This window comes from Vibrio sp. 99-70-13A1 (genome assembly GCF_013114625.1).
Lineage (GTDB): Bacteria > Pseudomonadota > Gammaproteobacteria > Enterobacterales > Vibrionaceae > Vibrio.
This window is the reverse complement of record NZ_VTXD01000005.1, coordinates 46,129-61,057: the sequence shown is the minus strand read 5'-3', so window position 1 is coordinate 61,057 and position 14,929 is coordinate 46,129. Positions and strand designations below refer to the sequence as shown.

The window sequence follows — 14,929 nt, the reverse complement described above, 5'->3', positions numbered from 1 at the left end:
TTAGAACCACCCCTTATTACCATTAACCGTGTCTTTCACCACGCCGAGCGCCGACACGTTGTTGATGGTCGCCAAAATTGCCAGTGTTAACGTTGCCGTCACTAGCATGGGTACAACAGTGCTTTTTGATAGTTTCATGTAGCCTTTCCATTTGGTTGATGTGTTAGGAACGGCTTTCAGTGTTGGAGGAAATAAGAAAATTAAACAGAGGGGTTAACCTAATAGGCTTGGGGTTTAACCTATTAGGCTTTGAGCTAAGGATTACAATTGATTTCACCGCGTTCGATGTTGCCAATCCCATCCCGAAACAGCACGTATTGAGCCACGCCGTTATTGGTTTTAGCGGTTTTAAGTGCCACTAATTCGCTTATATCATGCTCCTTTTGTTTGGCGATATAGGTGGCGTCTGCCATGGAAGACAAGCCGCCCACCCACCAAGTCGGTGATTGGCTGCTCACGGTTTTGGGTACTTCTTGCGTTCGCTGGAACATCGAATGAACGATTAGCCCAAACTGGCGACCACCGCGCCACAGCTCGCCCGATTTGCCTTTCAGTTTGCCCGTGGTTTCCACGGTGCTGGCAAGCTCTTCAATGGCGACATACAGCGGCGGTTTGTTTCCATCGCCGCAGCTCCACACGATAGAGGCAAAGACTTCGAGGTTTTCGGCGTTGGCTTCCTTAACCAGCGCCAGCTTAAAGCCCGTTCTTTTTTTACGCGCCGCCACTAAGGCGCGAGCGAACGCGCCAAACTCGGTGAACGCTTTTACTTTCTGACCTTGAAAGGTTGTGCCTGCGTAGTTCTGATACGGGTCAAAGAACGCCACTTGGCTTTTCTTGGGAATCAATCCTAGCTTCTTAACCGCGGTGGTTTTCCCGCTGCCCGTTGTGCCAATGTAGACAACATGCTCGGCGTTTAATGCCGTGTTGCTGTTAACTGGCATGGGTAATCTAAGCGGCGGCTTTTTCTGTTTCGGCATCGTTCGCCGCCTCCTTTTCCTGTAGGGCTTGAAGTCGTTTAATGCTGTTAATACCGGAATAGCCAAGACCAACCGCCGCGACACCAAACATGATTTCTTCTTTGTAGTTCTCAAACCACGTAAGCCACGTTAAGCCGTACTTTTCAATCAGTGGTCCACTGGATTCTAAGAACTTCTCTTTGGCTTTCTCATCAAAGGTAAATTCCACGCCCGCCGAGCCGGAAATGAATTGCTCCGACATGAATAAGCCCATGCCGACCATTCCGACTACGGCGGCGCTATCGACTGGCGGCTCGGCTTCATCATCATTGGCGGCTTCAGTGCCTTGGGTTTGTTTATCCATAGCGTCTAAATCATCAAACGCGGCGTTATAATTGTCATCGTTCGCGGCGACGGTGTGAACGGCTTGGTTTTCAGCTTCAAGCTCGGTGTTGTCTGGTTTATCCATGTGCGGAGGTGTCCTTTTTATTGAGTATCAAGAAAAGCCCAATCAGTGCGAGCAATCCATAAAAGTAAGGTTTAGCCGCTTCAAGCCTTGTTTTTAAAGGCTCGGGCGGATTGTCATTAGCCACAACTGGCGGCTTATCTAACGGTTTCGATTCTGGTTTAACTGGCGTTACAGGGTCGCTTTGTGTTTCCTTGTTCGGCAAGGCTTCAAGCGGTTTAAGCTCGGCTTTGGTCGGTTTCATGTTGCTTTCAATATGCGCTTGGAAAGTCGCGCCTTTACCTTGCTGAAAGCCGCAGCAAGGACAGTTGTAATAGAGTCGCCCCGTATTACGTTTGTTTTTGGGCGGGCTACCTTCGGTGACGATTCGATGTTCACCCACGGCGTGAACCGTGGCGATTGCGCCACAGTCCGGCATGTGACAACGAATAAACCCTTTAACAGGGTTTTTACTCGCCATGCTGCAAACGCTCATTGAATTGGCGTTCTAATTCCGCCATTCGCTGATTGTTGAGTTTCATCCACACCAAGAACAAACGCAGTGGAGACATGATTTTGCTTGCGAACGGGTTCTTTGACGCGGTTTCGACTTCTTTCTCAAGCTGTTCGGTAATCTGTGTTGCTTTTTCCATGTTGGTTTTCCTTTTCCTAGCCTAAATTGAGTGTTTTTAAAATCCGTGCAAGCAAGCCCCAAGTGGGGTTAATCGTGTTTTTTGGTGATGTAATAGTGTTCGACCAGCTCTAAATGGTGGCTTTTCAATGCGTCTAAATCATCATGTTGTGGTGGCAATTCTTGGTGAATTTGGGATTGCCAATTGGCGCGGCTATAGAGAAAACGCTGGTATTCCGCGTCATATTTCATGATGGCGGCGGCGCGTAGGTCGCCCAGCTCAACATCGTCGGTGTTCATTGACCAATCGCGCGCGCCATGCGCCCACAATAAAAACTCATCCATTTTTTCTTTGGCAGTGTCGCCCTCAAAACAGATTGAAAACGTGTTATCCGTCCGGGCAAATACCCCACGGCTTTGGATTTGTTTTTTGTAGTCGCGGATTTCACTATCAAGTGTTTTGATAAGTCGCTGTAATTTGAATTTCTGTGAGGTTTTGTCTTTCGCTATGGCACTGGCTCGAATGGCTTCGTCACGCTTAAATTGCTTGCGGCGCACCTGTTTTTCTAGCGGTTTGCGCCAGCGTTCCAAACGGTAGCCACATTCTTTAATAATGGCTGCCATGTTGTCGGCATCAAAGGCGGCGAGTACTTCCCACTGTGGAGCGCGCGAGCATTGCGCAATGTTGTAACGATTGCCACGAATCAGCCCTTGATTGGCATTTTCACCTTTCGCCGCGTAGCCGACCGCTTTGATTAAGTACGAACCCGCCGCTTTGGGTAATTTGATGCGCTGCAGATTGGCAAAGCCATGCCCCCAGATATTTTCAAGGCGCTGCGCCCACGTATCAAATACGCTTCTATCAACCGCCCAATCCAATAAAATATGGACATGGGGATTGGGTTCACCGTCCTCATTCATTGGGCATTCTGCTACCCAAATGTAATGAAATGGCGCGGCGCTGCCTTCGATGATTTCCATGTGTTCGCATTCATCAATATTTTGCTGAGAATGGTTGTCTTGTTTGCTGCGAACGGTGGCAGTAAACCCGCGTTGAAAGAGCTTTTTCGCCCCATCCAGAAAGCGCGAGACTTCAGCGCCGAGGGTAATCTCACCGGAAAAGATTCGGTCACGCTGCACGTCATCAAAAGTCAGGGTCAAAAAGGTTTTAAACCCGCCATGACATGCCGCGACATACGCACCCGATTCGAAAATCTTGCGAACGGCTCTTGAGGTCAGTTTTTCGGTATAACGCTCACCATCATTGGCGCTTGGTGCTTCACTTGGGCGCGGCTGGTAAATCATTTGCATCTTGATTTGTTCAGACCATGGTCGGTGCATCAAGAAAGCGCGAGATTTTCCTTTCTCTTTGGCGCTTGGCGCGTTGTTGTACATCACGTCATGGTTTTCCGCACAAGTGCTTTGCGACTTATGGCGAGGCTGACACTTGCGAGAACGCGTGATTAAACGGTCAATCTGTTTGCGACTTTTCCCTTGTCGGACTTTTGCGCCCTTTGACAAGCCTATGTCTTTCACGCCAATGGCGTGCGCTTCGCGCCTAGGTATATCACCCATTTTCCCCGAGTTTTCAAAATACTCCGGTGTGATTAACGTTAACTTTTTAGCCTGAACCAACTCCCAAATGTCGGCATTTTCTTTCGACTGATGAAAGTGAATTTGCTCCTGTGCTTTAAGCTTTGAACGCTCACTTTCTAGCCAAGAATTATCAACACTCCCAAAAAAGCCGCTTTCGAGAGCGGCGATGTTTTCTTGTGTTTTCTGGTTATTTTGGACGACTGCCGCACAATAACCGACATCTTGAGGACTCAACGAGTCCCCAACTGGCTGAGGGTCATGCGCTTTGTAAAGGTGGTTCATTGGTGACCACCTCCAATCTCAATCCAATTAAAGATAAAACCAAAGCAACCAACTAACGACCAAACGGCAAGAATCAATGCGCCTGAATCGTTCAGTGAAAAATCAAAGGTTTTAGGGTTATGGTCTTTACCCATAAGAAATGCAAATGCACCAAATAGAAATAAACCCAAGGCATCTAGACTCATACGTCAGCCTTAGATTCAGCGCCCTTTGCGGGCGCATCCTCTTGTTGCTTGCGGATATCTTCGAGTCCACCTTGAATCCAATCAAAGGCGAAAACGATGAAATTCTCTTTCTGTTCGAAATCGGAAATGTATTTAATATGAACGATTAAATAACGCTTACCATCGGACATTCGAACTCTGTCACCCAATCTATAACCACGGTCATTTTTTCTAATTTCGAAAGTCTTTTTACCGTCAATGATAGAATCAAGGTACTCAGATTGTATTTTCACTTGATGAAGTATCATAACGCACCTCCTACAAGCTGAGATTCAACGCCCTGTGCGGGCGCATCCTCTTGTTGCTTGCGGGATTCTAGATTATGAGCATCGCGTAATTGCTTTCTTAATGACGGCTTTTTAGATTTTTGGATTCGGTTGTTGCGATTAATTGCATTAAATAACGGTAACTGCCTTTTAGATACTGACGCAACACAAAACGCGCTATATGAATCGGGCAAGATTTGGATAAATTCTGCTTCATTCTTTCTAAATTTGTTTTCTTCAATCATCATGGCGCATTGAAGTGCATGGTTGTGACCTGCTAAAAACCTTAGAGCGCCGTAGTGGTGGGAAATACCAGCAATTGAACCAGTGCGATAAGCCTTTGATAACGCCTTAAAGTGCGTTTCTTGAGTTTCATGTTCGGCTAATTTCATGCGGCACCCCCACCAAGTCTGGCAGGGATGAAAGGTTTCGCTTTCTTCTTGAAACGTCCTTTGAATTCGGCGCGTAACTTCGCAACCATATCGAGAGAGTTTTGAGTCAGTTTAGGGTCTGGGTTTGAACACCCTGCCATATCAGGACAAGGTAAGTGAATTGGGTTAGTAACGTGTTCCATGTAATAGCCTCCGCAAGCTGTTTCTTTTTTGAACACGGAAACCATAGCGGAAGATTTTTAAGCACTCAAATCACCTGAGCTAATGAAATTAAGGGGTTAAACCTCTATAATTTAACAACTGTCGATTTTTCGAGCATTCACGGATGAATTACACAAATGCACTTTTGAACCGAGTTAAAGCCAAGTACGAACTGAGTTCGGACTACAAATTGGCTAAAAAACTGGGGATTGGCACTGGTCGCCTTGCGAACTGGCGCGCTGAAGTGTGTTCTATGGATTGGGAAGTTGCGTTTCAAGTCGCTGATTTACTTGAGATGGATGATCAAAAAGTAGTGTTCGGTTTACTTGATGATAAATACAAAAACACCCGCCTAATCAATGCCTTACAAGCTGGTGCTCCTGCCTAAAACTCTCTTTTATTTATTTACCCTGTTATACATAATGCGCACTGAGGTATAGGTAATTAACATCTGGTAAGTTTTAGCAAAACATTGATAAATCGTTTCATAAGTCTTTGATAGCCCTAACACATATTGTCTATAGTTAGCGCGCTTAGCTTTCTATAACTATCGATTTAGCTAAATAAACTACCACCAGTTAGATACAAAAATCGCTTATGTGACAAGGTCACACAAGCGATTTTGTAAGCTTGAAATGAGGGTTTTTAATCACATTTGTAATGTAAGCTTCCCAGGCGTAAGGCTTTTTACTTTAGCTATCGAGGAATTGGACATCTGAACGTTTGCGAACCAGTATGGTTTGTGTTTTACGTTAAAGATTTGACTATTTTCAAGTGAATCATGAATTGAAAAAGCTCTTGCTTGAGCTAAAGCTGCCCCGTAAACGCTCCGCTCAGAAATTGGAATATCATCAATATCTTCTAGTAATGCTTGTTGGATGTAAGAGCTATTCGCATCCCAATCTATATGTTCAACTAGTTTTTTGGCTATCTTTAATTCTGTTCTGTGAATGACAGCTGTCAAGAACTCTAGATTTGGCATAACTTCTGAGCAAGCGTAGTACTTTTCTCGCTGATCAATAGCCTCTCTATACTTCATCATCGTGCTAACTAATGCGTCTTCAAATACTTGAGTGAAGTGATTACAAATTAAAAATAGAGGTATAATTCTTAACACACCTAAAAGAATGCCTACATCAGCCTCTTTAGCGACTGTCTCTTGAAGCCTTAATCTGGTTGCGGCAGAAGTAACTACAAGATGTTGCCAGGCTTTTGGAGCTATGTGTTTCGTATTTTCATCAGACCATTTAAGCATTGATTGCGACATTATCACTGGAAATAACATACGGCAATTTTCTATGCCAAGTAATCCAATAGCTACTTTTGGGTCAGATATTAATCTAGGTTTTTTTCCGAACTTTTCACTAAACTGAGGGTTTGAAACGAATTCGATTAAGCTAGAACTTAGTTGTCGGCTAGATTCAGCTAAAGTGTTTAATTTAGTAAAGCTTAGTGATGGAGAATATGCGCAAGATGCAAAGAAACTAAAATCAGGTAAATGTGTATACAATGAACTCACTAATGTGGAATCAAATTTAGCACATAACATGTCTTCAGCCGTTGAGCTGACGTCTTCAATGACACTTTTCAATGTTTTCTGCTTTGCCGCAATTTTTTCATTTTTTGCAGTCACCCGCTCTTGCTCGCATAGAAGTAAAATTCTTTGATTTCGAGTAATTCGGTCGGCTTCGTCAAAAATCACATCTTCGCAATAACGCCCTTCTAAGCTTAATAGTAAGTCTACATCATCATGTTTAACTGAATACTTAGGGCTAATTAGCCATTGATCGAACCTGTGCTGGACTTGTTCTGTTATTTTCCTAGTAATTTCAATTGCTTCAGGTGTGTAATGTCTATTTGTTAAAAGCAACCTATTTCCCTTTATCATGATGTAGTGTGTATCCATCGATACACATTTATATTACTGATATATTAATGTAATTTAGTTTTTGTTTCACGGTTTACCGTATGTTTCTTTTGAAAATAATTTAGTTATAGTGCATCAAGTGGGAGTGATGTGTAATCGAATAAACTTTTCAGGGAATTTATACTTATATGTTTTCCCAACTTTGACTGTCTTTTTGGCAAAATTGCACAACTTTCTATCTCCAGAAGTTCTTACTCTATGCACTTTAGCTCGCGTATCTGAGTGCCTCATTTCTATAGTTACATCACAAAAACCTTTATAATCTATAGAGGAATTGTCCAATTTTTTAACTATTTGGGATTTAATTTTTTTTGCGATCGGGTTGACCTGAGAATCGTCAGCAAGTGCTGGTGATATCATAAATAAGAATATATAGAATGCTTTCATTAGTCTTTAATTTCCATAAAAATAAAGTGAAAGTATGTGACTATGTTTATGATAAATCAGGCTAACGAGCTAACTATTAGATACATATAGATCAAAACTGAAATGAAGTTGTTGATAAAGGCTTAAGCCTTCTTAGTGCCTTTCGATTTAAAACCATTATGAGGAAAAACATTTCGGATCCGTTGTTGAACGGCTTTAGGCACTGTTTTAGTAAACTTCAATTGATATCCAGAACGTTTTGAATACACCTTCAACTCTCCAGTGAATGGTGTGATTCGCCCAATCTCAACAACATTATGTTTAAAAGAAGGTGGTAAGTGCCCTTTTGATTTTTCAATTATCCCCTCTCTAAACCATATCTTAAGTGCAGGTCTGTCAATTAGAACAAGCCATAATATTAAAATAGCGCCTACTAGAATTACATACATCATAAATCACCTAATCTTCTAATCTTCTAATAATTTACTTAAGTCTTCTTTTAAACTAGTAACGGTTTTACTTGCTTTTTCACTGCGTGAAGCTTCGCTTACTAAGTACTCAATGGCGTCAGATAAAGTACAACCTAGTTCATTAGCACGCTGAGATAGTTTTTCCCAAACCCTGTAATCTAAGTCTATTGATTTCTTCTTAGTGTGTACTTGCTCGGCGTTAAAGTGTCTTTTACGTTTTGCTCTTATAGCTTGTTTAAGTTTGTTATCCAGATCAGCAGACATATTGTCTTTAATCCATTCAAGAACGCCTGTAGGTTGGTGCTCTAGTTTTAGTAATTCATCAACTGCATTTTTAGCCTCACTGCTATCGATGTGTTGTGTAATTTCTACCCCATCCTTCCATTTCTTGACTAAATACTGCCATTTCCAGCCACATTCTAAATTTTCTAACTGCTGATATTTCATACTATTTTCCAACTTGAATCATGGTGACAGCGTAACCCATATTGCCTATTTTCACAATCAATGTGGATAAAAAGCAGACTAACATCATGTTTATTTTTACTATATTGAATGCAGCTTCAATATTCATCTATTAGCCCCAATACTTTTTCTATATACTCCTTACCTCTTTATCTTTTTTTGAATTATCGATGACTCAAGTAGACTGGCGAAATGTAACACCTCAATACGATCAATTTAGTTCTCAGCTGGAACAGTTCTCTAAGATTACCCCATACTCTTTTTTAGATATTCAAAAGCGCTTTCAGCAAGCACTTAGAAGGTTTGAATGCCTTTCTAATCTATCTAAAGTTCTCTTAGTTAATGCTCCTGATAATTCAATTTATCGCCAGTTAGTTTCAGAGTCTCTATCTGTATGTTCGTTTGATAAGACTAACCCCGTAATTAGAACTGAATCACTTAAAGTTGAAAGCCTATTTGATCAAGTTGAAGTCAAAGATAATGAAGTAATCGCCCACCGAACAGGGTTGCTTACAAGGGCTGAAAATGGTTATTTAATCATTTCAGCTAACTTGATCCTCGCAAACCCAGGTTGCTGGTTACTTCTGAAATCTGCTCTACTCGGCGAAGCTATTGAAGACCTAAATAGTAATAGTGATCACATAACATCTGTCAGTACATCTCGAACTTATAACGTAAAACTGATTGTCGTTGGAGAGCGAGTGCAATTAGGTGACTTAGACTTTCTTGATAGTGATGTACAAACAGGTTTCTGTTTATTCAGTGAAATTGAGCAAGATTTAAAGTTAACTGAGCAAAGCTTTGTAGAATATTTAGGTTACTTAAACTGGCTAAAAGTGCGTTTTAATCTCCCTAACTTTTCCAGTGAGACTGTTATTTCTATCATGTCGGCAGGAGCCAGAGAAACGGAAGATCAGAACTATGTTCCTCTTTGCCCAATTTGGCATAACTCATTATTGAGTGAAGCTGCAATTGAATCAGAAAATCAAGAGATCACTCCGGAGCACATTACTCAAGCTTTAGAGCATAAATACTTCAGAGAGTCATACCTTCCAGAAAGAGCTGTTGATGATATTCTCGATGGGCAAGTCATTATCGAAACCGATGGCGAGCAAGTAGGTCAAGTTAATGCTCTGACTGTTATCGATGTTCCTGGTCACCCAGTCTCTTACGGTGAACCTGCTCGTATTTCATGCGTGATTCACTTCGGAGATGGAGATATTACTGATGTGGAACGCAAGGCCGAGCTTGGCGGTAATTTGCATGCTAAAGGCATGATGATTATGCAAGCATTTGTAAGTAGCTCGCTCAATTTAGAAGACCCGCTCCCTTATTCCGCTTCCATCGTATTTGAGCAATCTTATAGTGAAGTTGATGGTGACAGTGCGTCTCTAGCAGAACTCTGCTCACTGGTGAGCGCCCTATCTGAATACCCGATTAATCAGCAAATTGCTGTTACTGGTGCAGTGGATCAATTCGGTCGCGTACAAGCTGTTGGGGGTTTAAATGAAAAAATTGAAGGCTTCTATAATGTCTGTAAGCACCAAGGTTTTACTGGAAACCAAGGTGTGATTTTACCGACTTCAAACTTAAAACATCTCGCTTTAAAAGATGAAGTAGTTGAAAACATCAAAAATGGGCTATTTAATATTTGGTCTGTATCTAACGTTGATGAAGCGATACCTCTAATAATGAATAAACCATTTAGAGATGAGAATGAAGAAAACGTTCTGAGTAAAATCGCAGAGCGTATTGAAAACTTTGAAAGACATGAGCACCCGCCTGGATTCGTGGAACGTATTAAGCTTCTATTTTCGTAGTACTGGTTTGTCTAGTACTCATCGGACTTGTTTGGCGTACACCTGTTCACTAAGATGCACCTATCAAAAATTGGAGTAATTGATAATGCAAAATAAACCTGATTCTTACACTCGTGAAGACCTATTAGCATCTAGCCAAGGTGAGCTTTGGCCGGAAGGTCCACAACTACCAGCACCAAATATGCTGATGATGGATCGTATTACTAAAATGTCTGAAACTGAGGGAGATTTCGGTAAAGGTCTAATTCTAGCGGAATTGGATATTACTCCTGACCTTTGGTTCTTTGATTGTCACTTCCCTGGTGACCCTGTAATGCCTGGCTGTTTAGGGCTTGATGCAATGTGGCAATTAGTGGGCTTCTACTTAGGTTGGGTTGGCGGTAAAGGCAAAGGACGTGCACTTGGTGTAGGTGAAGTTAAGTTTACTGGTCAAATCTTGCCAACAGCCAAAAAAGTAACGTATGAGATTCACATGAAGCGTGTTGTTAATCGTCGATTAGTAATGGGACTAGCAGATGGTCGTGTTCTTGTTGATGGCAAAGAAATTTATGTAGCTAAAGATTTGAAAGTAGGATTATTCCAAGATACCTCTGCTTTCTAAGATATATTATGTAATTAAAGGTAGTTTATAAGGCTGCCTTTAATTTTGTTTAGAAATATTTAGTTATAGTGCGTTAGGTGTTTTTAAATAAGGCTTCGTGATAGAAGCCTTATTTAAATCATGTTATTTGTAGAGACCTGCCTGCTTATCATCTCTAGCATCTCGCCAACCACCTAGCCAATTAGACCTCGATTCCATTTGATTATAAGGGCAATCTTCTTGAGATCTTCCATTTAAGCCAGCTTTATAGCCTTGAGATTGTGCTCGTTCTAAGCGATCACGTTTTTGTCTCTTCATAGTGCAGTCCTCATACGGTATTAATTTTTTCGTACAACGATGGAGTTTTTTGCTCCAACTTTAAAGATTGACCATTAACTTAATTTTCTCAAGATAAAAAAATGCACAAGTTCAAAACCGTGAACTTGTGCTAAATAGTATTAAATTATTTGAACTTTCTACGGAATGCTAAAAAGCCCAAAAGTGATATAGAAAGTAAGCCAAAGCCAGCACCAGACCTTTCTACTTTTGCAGCGTCTGTACTACGTGCAATAATATCATCCGCTACAGCACCACTTCGTGGGATAAGTTTAACCGCAACGATTTCTTCAACACCGCCACTACCAAACTGACATTCTGCATTATGTGACGTTGTGTCGTATGCTTGTTCTGCACCATTAACAGTACACTTAAAGGCAGTAGCTGAAATCACACCAGCATCATTAATGTCTGTAGCATCAAAAATACGGTACTTATTGTTGTTCCCTGCCACATCACCGTCATTAGTTAGGTCATCTAACCACCAAGCTTGATCTTTAAAGATTGTGCTGCGTGTAGATTCGGTACCGGTCGTCGCATAAGGATATATAAACCCTCTATGACGACGTTCTTTACCATCAACTTCACGGCTCGACTCAGCATCTATTTGCCCAACAATTTCATTGAAGTTGTTAACCGAGCGAGCGTTGCCACCAGCGCCTGAGAAGAAAATACCGCCTGTTAGGAACGTACCTGTAGGTAGAGATGCTGAGTTATTACTAGAAGTTACTTGAGAGACAAATATTTTATTATCAAGAGTTCCTTCTTCTGCTATGCGGCGTTTTGCGTGACCAACAACCAATAAGTTACTATTAATGTCAGTTGCTACGCTATTTGTGTATTTATAGTCACCATTGGAATCAACCTGAGGACCTGAAATAGTTAAAGGTTCTATGCTTGTTAATGCAGTATCAATTACAAATACACTAGCATTCATATCTTGAAGATCATTACTGTCATAGTTAGCGTTGTATCCGGCACCATATAGTTTCCCACTAGCACTATCATAAGTGATAGCTCGCATGCTGCCTTGAGCTATATAATCACCTCTGATCTCTACAACGCTGGTTCCCCATTCAGATAATACTGGCGTTGTGCTATCAGAATTCCAGATAGCAGCTTTTGACGAAAAGTAATTTCCATAGTCATTAGTGACATCAGTAGAGATACTACCAACGTTAAACAATTTGCCATCTACCGTTACAGAGTCCCACGCTCGAGATTCAGTAGTAGTTGTTACTGGAGCTGTTGTAATCGCATTATTTCTGATATTTGAACCATCAGATTGCACACCAACTGGCTGAGATAACTCATCAATCGAGTTAATAACAGTATTATAAGTGCCAACTTTACCCTTTCCTTCAATAAATGCTTCTGCATTTACATAGGACATGTCTTGTTCTAATTGCCAAGTATTCCAACGCTGAGTACTCCAACCCTCACAAGTTGAATACTCAAGTAGACCTACACAGTAATCTTCAAAATTATCGTAATCTTCTAGATAGTAGAAGCGGTTGTCCATTGCGAAAGGAACTTCTTCACGATAACTAACGCCTTCAATAGATACTCGAGATTCGACTGCAATTGGATAAGTACTTTCAGAACAAGCTGTCGAGCCGAAGCAACCTAATAACTCATCTGGTGTAGCTGTAGATTTATCGATATCTTGCGGTATGACAGCAACACCAAAATATTCAGTCGCTTCAGTAGTTAACCCTGTAGGCGTTACTTCAACAACATCATAAAGTGCTGCACTGGCTTGAGTTGCTGCTAAAACTAAAGCAGCAACTGTGGTTAATTTAAATTTTGTACAACTCATTAATTCTTAACTTTCCTGTTGTAGTGCTTCGAGCTCTTCCCAACGCTCAAAAGCGACTTCCAGCTCATGCTCAGTTGCAGAGAGCTTGTCTAAGATAGGTTTAGTTTGCTCTACAGATTTTACGAAAAAGTCTGGGTCATTAACCTCTACCTGTAAAGCTTCTATTTCTGTTTCCAATTCCTCTAAACGCGCAGGTAATGCTTCAAGCTCTCTTTGCAGCTTATAGGATAGCTTCTTCGTTTTAACTTGTGGTGATACGGTTTTGGGAGTTTCCTCAACAACTTTTTCTACCTTTGCTGGCTTTTCAACCTCTCGGTACTGAAGAGCTTGCGCTCTTTGTTGTTGAGCATCATGGTAGCCGCCTACAAACTCTTCCACGACACCATTTCCTTCAAATATCCAACTTGTCATCACCGTGTTATCAACAAACTGACGATCGTGACTTACAAGAAGTAACGTACCCTCATAGTTGGCAAGTAAATCTTCTAAAAGTTCCAATGTTTCGATATCTAAATCATTGGTTGGCTCATCAAGAATCAATAAGTTGTTTGATTTAAGGAAAATTCGTGCAAGTAGTAAACGGTTCTTTTCACCACCAGACAAAGCTTTTACTGGAGTTCTAGCTCGCTTAGGTGAAAATAGGAAATCTTGAAGATAACTAAGAGCATGACGTTCACGACCACCAACAGTGACTTCTTGTTTACCATCAGCTAGGTTATCAATTACCGATTTTTCAGGGTCAAGGATCTCACGATATTGGTCAAAATACGCAACCTCTAACTTAGTACCACAGTGCAGTCGCCCTGAATCAGGTTTAAGCTGATCAAGAAGCAGCTTAAGAACGGTACTCTTACCACAACCGTTTGGACCAATCAGCGCTATACGGTCACCACGCATGATATTGAAACTGAAATCAGTAACAATAGTTTTACCTTCGAACGCAAAGTTGAGGTTTTCTGCTTCAAATACGATTTTGCCAGAACGTGATGACGTATCAATTTGAATATTCGCTTTGCCCTGAACTTCACGGCGGCTTTGGCGTTCATCTCGTAATTTCTTAAGAGCACGTACGCGACCTTCATTACGAGTACGACGAGCTTTGATGCCTTGACGAATCCACACTTCTTCTTGAGCTAATTTTTTATCAAACTCAGCATTTTGCATTTCTTCGACACGCAAAGCTTCTTCTTTATCCAGAAGGTAATTTTCATAATCACCAGGGAAAGAGCTTAACTTTCCACGGTCAAGGTCAACGATTCGCGTTGCCATAGATTTAATGAAAGCACGGTCGTGGGAAATAAAGATAATGGAACCACGAAAATCTTTAAGGAATGTCTCAAGCCATTCGATGGTTGCTACATCAAGGTGGTTTGTCGGCTCATCAAGAAGCAAAACATCCGGGTCACAAACAAGTGCACGAGCTAAAGCCGCTTTACGTTGCCAACCACCAGAAAGCTCTGTCAATTTTGTATTCGCCGTCAACTTTAATGCCGCAAGTACATTACTAACTCGATCTTCAAAACGCCAAGCATTAGCGTTATCAAGTTTTTCTTGAACTCGAGTCAAACGGTTTAAGTTCTTCTCACTTGGATCTTCACCAATAATATCCAGTAAATTATGGTATTCCTTTAAAAGCTCACCTACTTCAGCCAATCCACCTGATACATATTCATAAACCGTACCTTGTTCATTTCGAGGTGGATCTTGCTCTAAACGAGAAACAACAACATCTTGAGTGATCTGCATCTTGCCGTCATCCATGATGATATTGCCAGATAAGATCTTCATTAACGTTGATTTACCTGCACCATTACGTCCAACCAGACAAACTCGCTCGTTTTCTTGTAGAGCGAAGTCAGCACGATCAAGTAGTGGGTGATCACCAAAGGCAAGTTGCCCGTTATGTATTGTCAGTAATGCCATTATTGTTTAACCAATCGTTAAGTTCTTGAAGGCCAAATGGCCAATTCAGTTCTGATTCTTGAAATTTCAGTACCGGTATCGTTACCCCGTAACGAGAAAACAAAGCATCATCAAATGCAATGTCTATTACTTCTACCTGGTGACTAATGCTAAGTTGTTCCGTCAATTCAAATGCCATCTCACAAAGATGGCACCCTTCAGTACTGTATAGTGTCAGCACTTTAACTGTC

The 14,929-nt window shown here is 41.4% G+C and carries 21 protein-coding genes; 3 read left to right on the top strand and 18 right to left on the bottom strand.

All coding sequences use genetic code 11. The annotated features are described in order from the left end of the window. From F0226_RS05740 to F0226_RS05695, 10 genes are all read right to left on the bottom strand, one after another. Positions 1–138 carry a hypothetical protein gene (locus F0226_RS05740; protein ID WP_171734753.1) on the bottom strand — a complete coding sequence of 46 codons (138 nt, stop codon included), beginning with the start codon at positions 136–138 and terminating at the stop codon, positions 1–3. A 116-nt stretch (positions 139–254) separates the two neighbouring features. Further along, a complete protein-coding gene (locus tag F0226_RS05735; protein ID WP_171734752.1) occupies positions 255–977 on the bottom strand; it encodes a hypothetical protein in 723 nt (240 codons plus the stop codon). After that, positions 949–1,425: a hypothetical protein gene (locus F0226_RS05730; RefSeq protein WP_171734751.1), complete on the bottom strand. Its 477-nt coding sequence runs from the start codon at positions 1,423–1,425 to the stop codon at positions 949–951. Before F0226_RS05730 ends, F0226_RS05735 begins: the two co-directional genes overlap by 29 nt. Next, entirely contained in the window at positions 1,418–1,897 is a 480-nt protein-coding gene (locus tag F0226_RS05725) for a hypothetical protein (RefSeq protein WP_253820776.1), read from the bottom strand. Before F0226_RS05725 ends, F0226_RS05730 begins: the two co-directional genes overlap by 8 nt. Next, the gene (locus tag F0226_RS05720) at positions 1,872–2,054 is read right to left on the bottom strand and encodes a hypothetical protein (protein ID WP_171734750.1); all 183 of its coding nucleotides are present in this window, start codon (positions 2,052–2,054) and stop codon (positions 1,872–1,874) included. The genes F0226_RS05725 and F0226_RS05720 overlap by 26 nt, the downstream gene beginning before the upstream one ends. A 68-nt stretch (positions 2,055–2,122) precedes the next feature. Then, entirely contained in the window at positions 2,123–3,910 is a 1,788-nt protein-coding gene (locus F0226_RS05715) for a hypothetical protein (protein WP_171734749.1), read from the bottom strand. Then, a complete protein-coding gene (locus F0226_RS05710) occupies positions 3,907–4,095 on the bottom strand; it encodes a hypothetical protein (protein WP_171734748.1) in 189 nt (62 codons plus the stop codon). Before F0226_RS05710 ends, F0226_RS05715 begins: the two co-directional genes overlap by 4 nt. Beyond that, a complete protein-coding gene (locus F0226_RS05705) occupies positions 4,092–4,382 on the bottom strand; it encodes a DUF3850 domain-containing protein (RefSeq protein ID WP_171734747.1) in 291 nt (96 codons plus the stop codon). The genes F0226_RS05710 and F0226_RS05705 overlap by 4 nt, the downstream gene beginning before the upstream one ends. Next, positions 4,379–4,792: a hypothetical protein gene (locus tag F0226_RS05700; RefSeq protein WP_171734746.1), complete on the bottom strand. Its 414-nt coding sequence runs from the start codon at positions 4,790–4,792 to the stop codon at positions 4,379–4,381. The genes F0226_RS05705 and F0226_RS05700 overlap by 4 nt, the downstream gene beginning before the upstream one ends. After that, the gene (locus F0226_RS05695) at positions 4,789–4,974 is read right to left on the bottom strand and encodes a hypothetical protein (RefSeq protein WP_171734745.1); all 186 of its coding nucleotides are present in this window, start codon (positions 4,972–4,974) and stop codon (positions 4,789–4,791) included. The genes F0226_RS05700 and F0226_RS05695 overlap by 4 nt, the downstream gene beginning before the upstream one ends. Before the next feature lie 143 nt (positions 4,975–5,117). Between F0226_RS05695 and F0226_RS05690 the strand changes: the two genes are divergently transcribed. After that, the gene (locus F0226_RS05690) at positions 5,118–5,381 is read left to right on the top strand and encodes a transcriptional regulator (RefSeq protein ID WP_171734744.1); all 264 of its coding nucleotides are present in this window, start codon (positions 5,118–5,120) and stop codon (positions 5,379–5,381) included. Between the two features lie 261 nt (positions 5,382–5,642). Here the strand turns inward: F0226_RS05690 and F0226_RS05685 are convergent, their stop codons facing one another. From F0226_RS05685 to matP, 4 genes are all read right to left on the bottom strand, one after another. Further along, positions 5,643–6,863 carry an HDOD domain-containing protein gene (locus F0226_RS05685; RefSeq protein ID WP_171734844.1) on the bottom strand — a complete coding sequence of 407 codons (1,221 nt, stop codon included), beginning with the start codon at positions 6,861–6,863 and terminating at the stop codon, positions 5,643–5,645. A 132-nt stretch (positions 6,864–6,995) separates the two neighbouring features. Beyond that, the gene (locus F0226_RS22515) at positions 6,996–7,307 is read right to left on the bottom strand and encodes a hypothetical protein (protein WP_253820775.1); all 312 of its coding nucleotides are present in this window, start codon (positions 7,305–7,307) and stop codon (positions 6,996–6,998) included. A gap of 122 nt (positions 7,308–7,429) precedes the next feature. Beyond that, complete coding sequence (locus F0226_RS05680) at positions 7,430–7,738, bottom strand: DUF3634 family protein (RefSeq protein WP_171734743.1); 309 nt, start codon at positions 7,736–7,738, stop codon at positions 7,430–7,432. A 15-nt stretch (positions 7,739–7,753) separates the two neighbouring features. Further along, positions 7,754–8,203 carry a macrodomain Ter protein MatP gene (gene matP / locus F0226_RS05675; protein WP_171734742.1) on the bottom strand — a complete coding sequence of 150 codons (450 nt, stop codon included), beginning with the start codon at positions 8,201–8,203 and terminating at the stop codon, positions 7,754–7,756. A gap of 188 nt (positions 8,204–8,391) precedes the next feature. Here matP and F0226_RS05670 point away from each other — a divergent pair, with 188 nt between their 5' ends. Together F0226_RS05670 and fabA are read left to right on the top strand one after the other, a co-directional pair. Then, entirely contained in the window at positions 8,392–10,041 is a 1,650-nt protein-coding gene (locus F0226_RS05670; RefSeq protein WP_171734741.1) for a Lon protease family protein, read from the top strand. A gap of 85 nt (positions 10,042–10,126) precedes the next feature. Next, positions 10,127–10,642 carry a bifunctional 3-hydroxydecanoyl-ACP dehydratase/trans-2-decenoyl-ACP isomerase gene (gene fabA / locus F0226_RS05665; RefSeq protein WP_137373250.1) on the top strand — a complete coding sequence of 172 codons (516 nt, stop codon included), beginning with the start codon at positions 10,127–10,129 and terminating at the stop codon, positions 10,640–10,642. A 123-nt stretch (positions 10,643–10,765) separates the two neighbouring features. Here the strand turns inward: fabA and rmf are convergent, their stop codons facing one another. The 4 genes from rmf to F0226_RS05645 all read right to left on the bottom strand — a co-directional run bounded on the left by rmf (position 10,766) and on the right by F0226_RS05645 (position 14,919). Beyond that, the gene (gene rmf, locus F0226_RS05660) at positions 10,766–10,939 is read right to left on the bottom strand and encodes a ribosome modulation factor (protein ID WP_137373251.1); all 174 of its coding nucleotides are present in this window, start codon (positions 10,937–10,939) and stop codon (positions 10,766–10,768) included. A gap of 145 nt (positions 10,940–11,084) precedes the next feature. Continuing rightward, positions 11,085–12,776, bottom strand: a complete 1,692-nt coding sequence (locus F0226_RS05655) for a DUF3466 family protein (RefSeq protein WP_171734740.1) — start codon at positions 12,774–12,776, stop codon at positions 11,085–11,087. A 6-nt stretch (positions 12,777–12,782) separates the two neighbouring features. Further along, a complete protein-coding gene (locus F0226_RS05650; protein ID WP_171734739.1) occupies positions 12,783–14,699 on the bottom strand; it encodes an ABC transporter ATP-binding protein in 1,917 nt (638 codons plus the stop codon). Beyond that, a complete protein-coding gene (locus tag F0226_RS05645) occupies positions 14,677–14,919 on the bottom strand; it encodes a glutaredoxin family protein (RefSeq protein ID WP_171734738.1) in 243 nt (80 codons plus the stop codon). Before F0226_RS05645 ends, F0226_RS05650 begins: the two co-directional genes overlap by 23 nt. Positions 14,920–14,929: the final 10 nt, after the last annotated feature.

Bases quoted from the DNA above. Each gene is read 5' to 3' on its own strand.
- F0226_RS05740 (WP_171734753.1), bottom strand. From the start codon at position 138: ATGAAACTATCAAAAAGCACTGTTGTACCCATGCTAGTGACGGCAACG.
- F0226_RS05735 (WP_171734752.1), bottom strand. From the start codon at position 977: ATGCCGAAACAGAAAAAGCCGCCGCTTAGATTACCCATGCCAGTTAAC.
- F0226_RS05730 (WP_171734751.1), bottom strand. From the start codon at position 1,425: ATGGATAAACCAGACAACACCGAGCTTGAAGCTGAAAACCAAGCCGTT.
- F0226_RS05725 (WP_253820776.1), bottom strand. From the start codon at position 1,897: ATGAGCGTTTGCAGCATGGCGAGTAAAAACCCTGTTAAAGGGTTTATT.
- F0226_RS05720 (WP_171734750.1), bottom strand. From the start codon at position 2,054: ATGGAAAAAGCAACACAGATTACCGAACAGCTTGAGAAAGAAGTCGAA.
- F0226_RS05715 (WP_171734749.1), bottom strand. From the start codon at position 3,910: ATGAACCACCTTTACAAAGCGCATGACCCTCAGCCAGTTGGGGACTCG.
- F0226_RS05710 (WP_171734748.1), bottom strand. From the start codon at position 4,095: ATGAGTCTAGATGCCTTGGGTTTATTTCTATTTGGTGCATTTGCATTT.
- F0226_RS05705 (WP_171734747.1), bottom strand. From the start codon at position 4,382: ATGATACTTCATCAAGTGAAAATACAATCTGAGTACCTTGATTCTATC.
- F0226_RS05700 (WP_171734746.1), bottom strand. From the start codon at position 4,792: ATGAAATTAGCCGAACATGAAACTCAAGAAACGCACTTTAAGGCGTTA.
- F0226_RS05695 (WP_171734745.1), bottom strand. From the start codon at position 4,974: ATGGAACACGTTACTAACCCAATTCACTTACCTTGTCCTGATATGGCA.
- F0226_RS05690 (WP_171734744.1), top strand. From the start codon at position 5,118: ATGAATTACACAAATGCACTTTTGAACCGAGTTAAAGCCAAGTACGAA.
- F0226_RS22515 (WP_253820775.1), bottom strand. From the start codon at position 7,307: ATGAAAGCATTCTATATATTCTTATTTATGATATCACCAGCACTTGCT.
- F0226_RS05680 (WP_171734743.1), bottom strand. From the start codon at position 7,738: ATGATGTATGTAATTCTAGTAGGCGCTATTTTAATATTATGGCTTGTT.
- matP (WP_171734742.1), bottom strand. From the start codon at position 8,203: ATGAAATATCAGCAGTTAGAAAATTTAGAATGTGGCTGGAAATGGCAG.
- F0226_RS05670 (WP_171734741.1), top strand. From the start codon at position 8,392: ATGACTCAAGTAGACTGGCGAAATGTAACACCTCAATACGATCAATTT.
- fabA (WP_137373250.1), top strand. From the start codon at position 10,127: ATGCAAAATAAACCTGATTCTTACACTCGTGAAGACCTATTAGCATCT.
- rmf (WP_137373251.1), bottom strand. From the start codon at position 10,939: ATGAAGAGACAAAAACGTGATCGCTTAGAACGAGCACAATCTCAAGGC.
- F0226_RS05655 (WP_171734740.1), bottom strand. From the start codon at position 12,776: ATGAGTTGTACAAAATTTAAATTAACCACAGTTGCTGCTTTAGTTTTA.
- F0226_RS05650 (WP_171734739.1), bottom strand. From the start codon at position 14,699: ATGGCATTACTGACAATACATAACGGGCAACTTGCCTTTGGTGATCAC.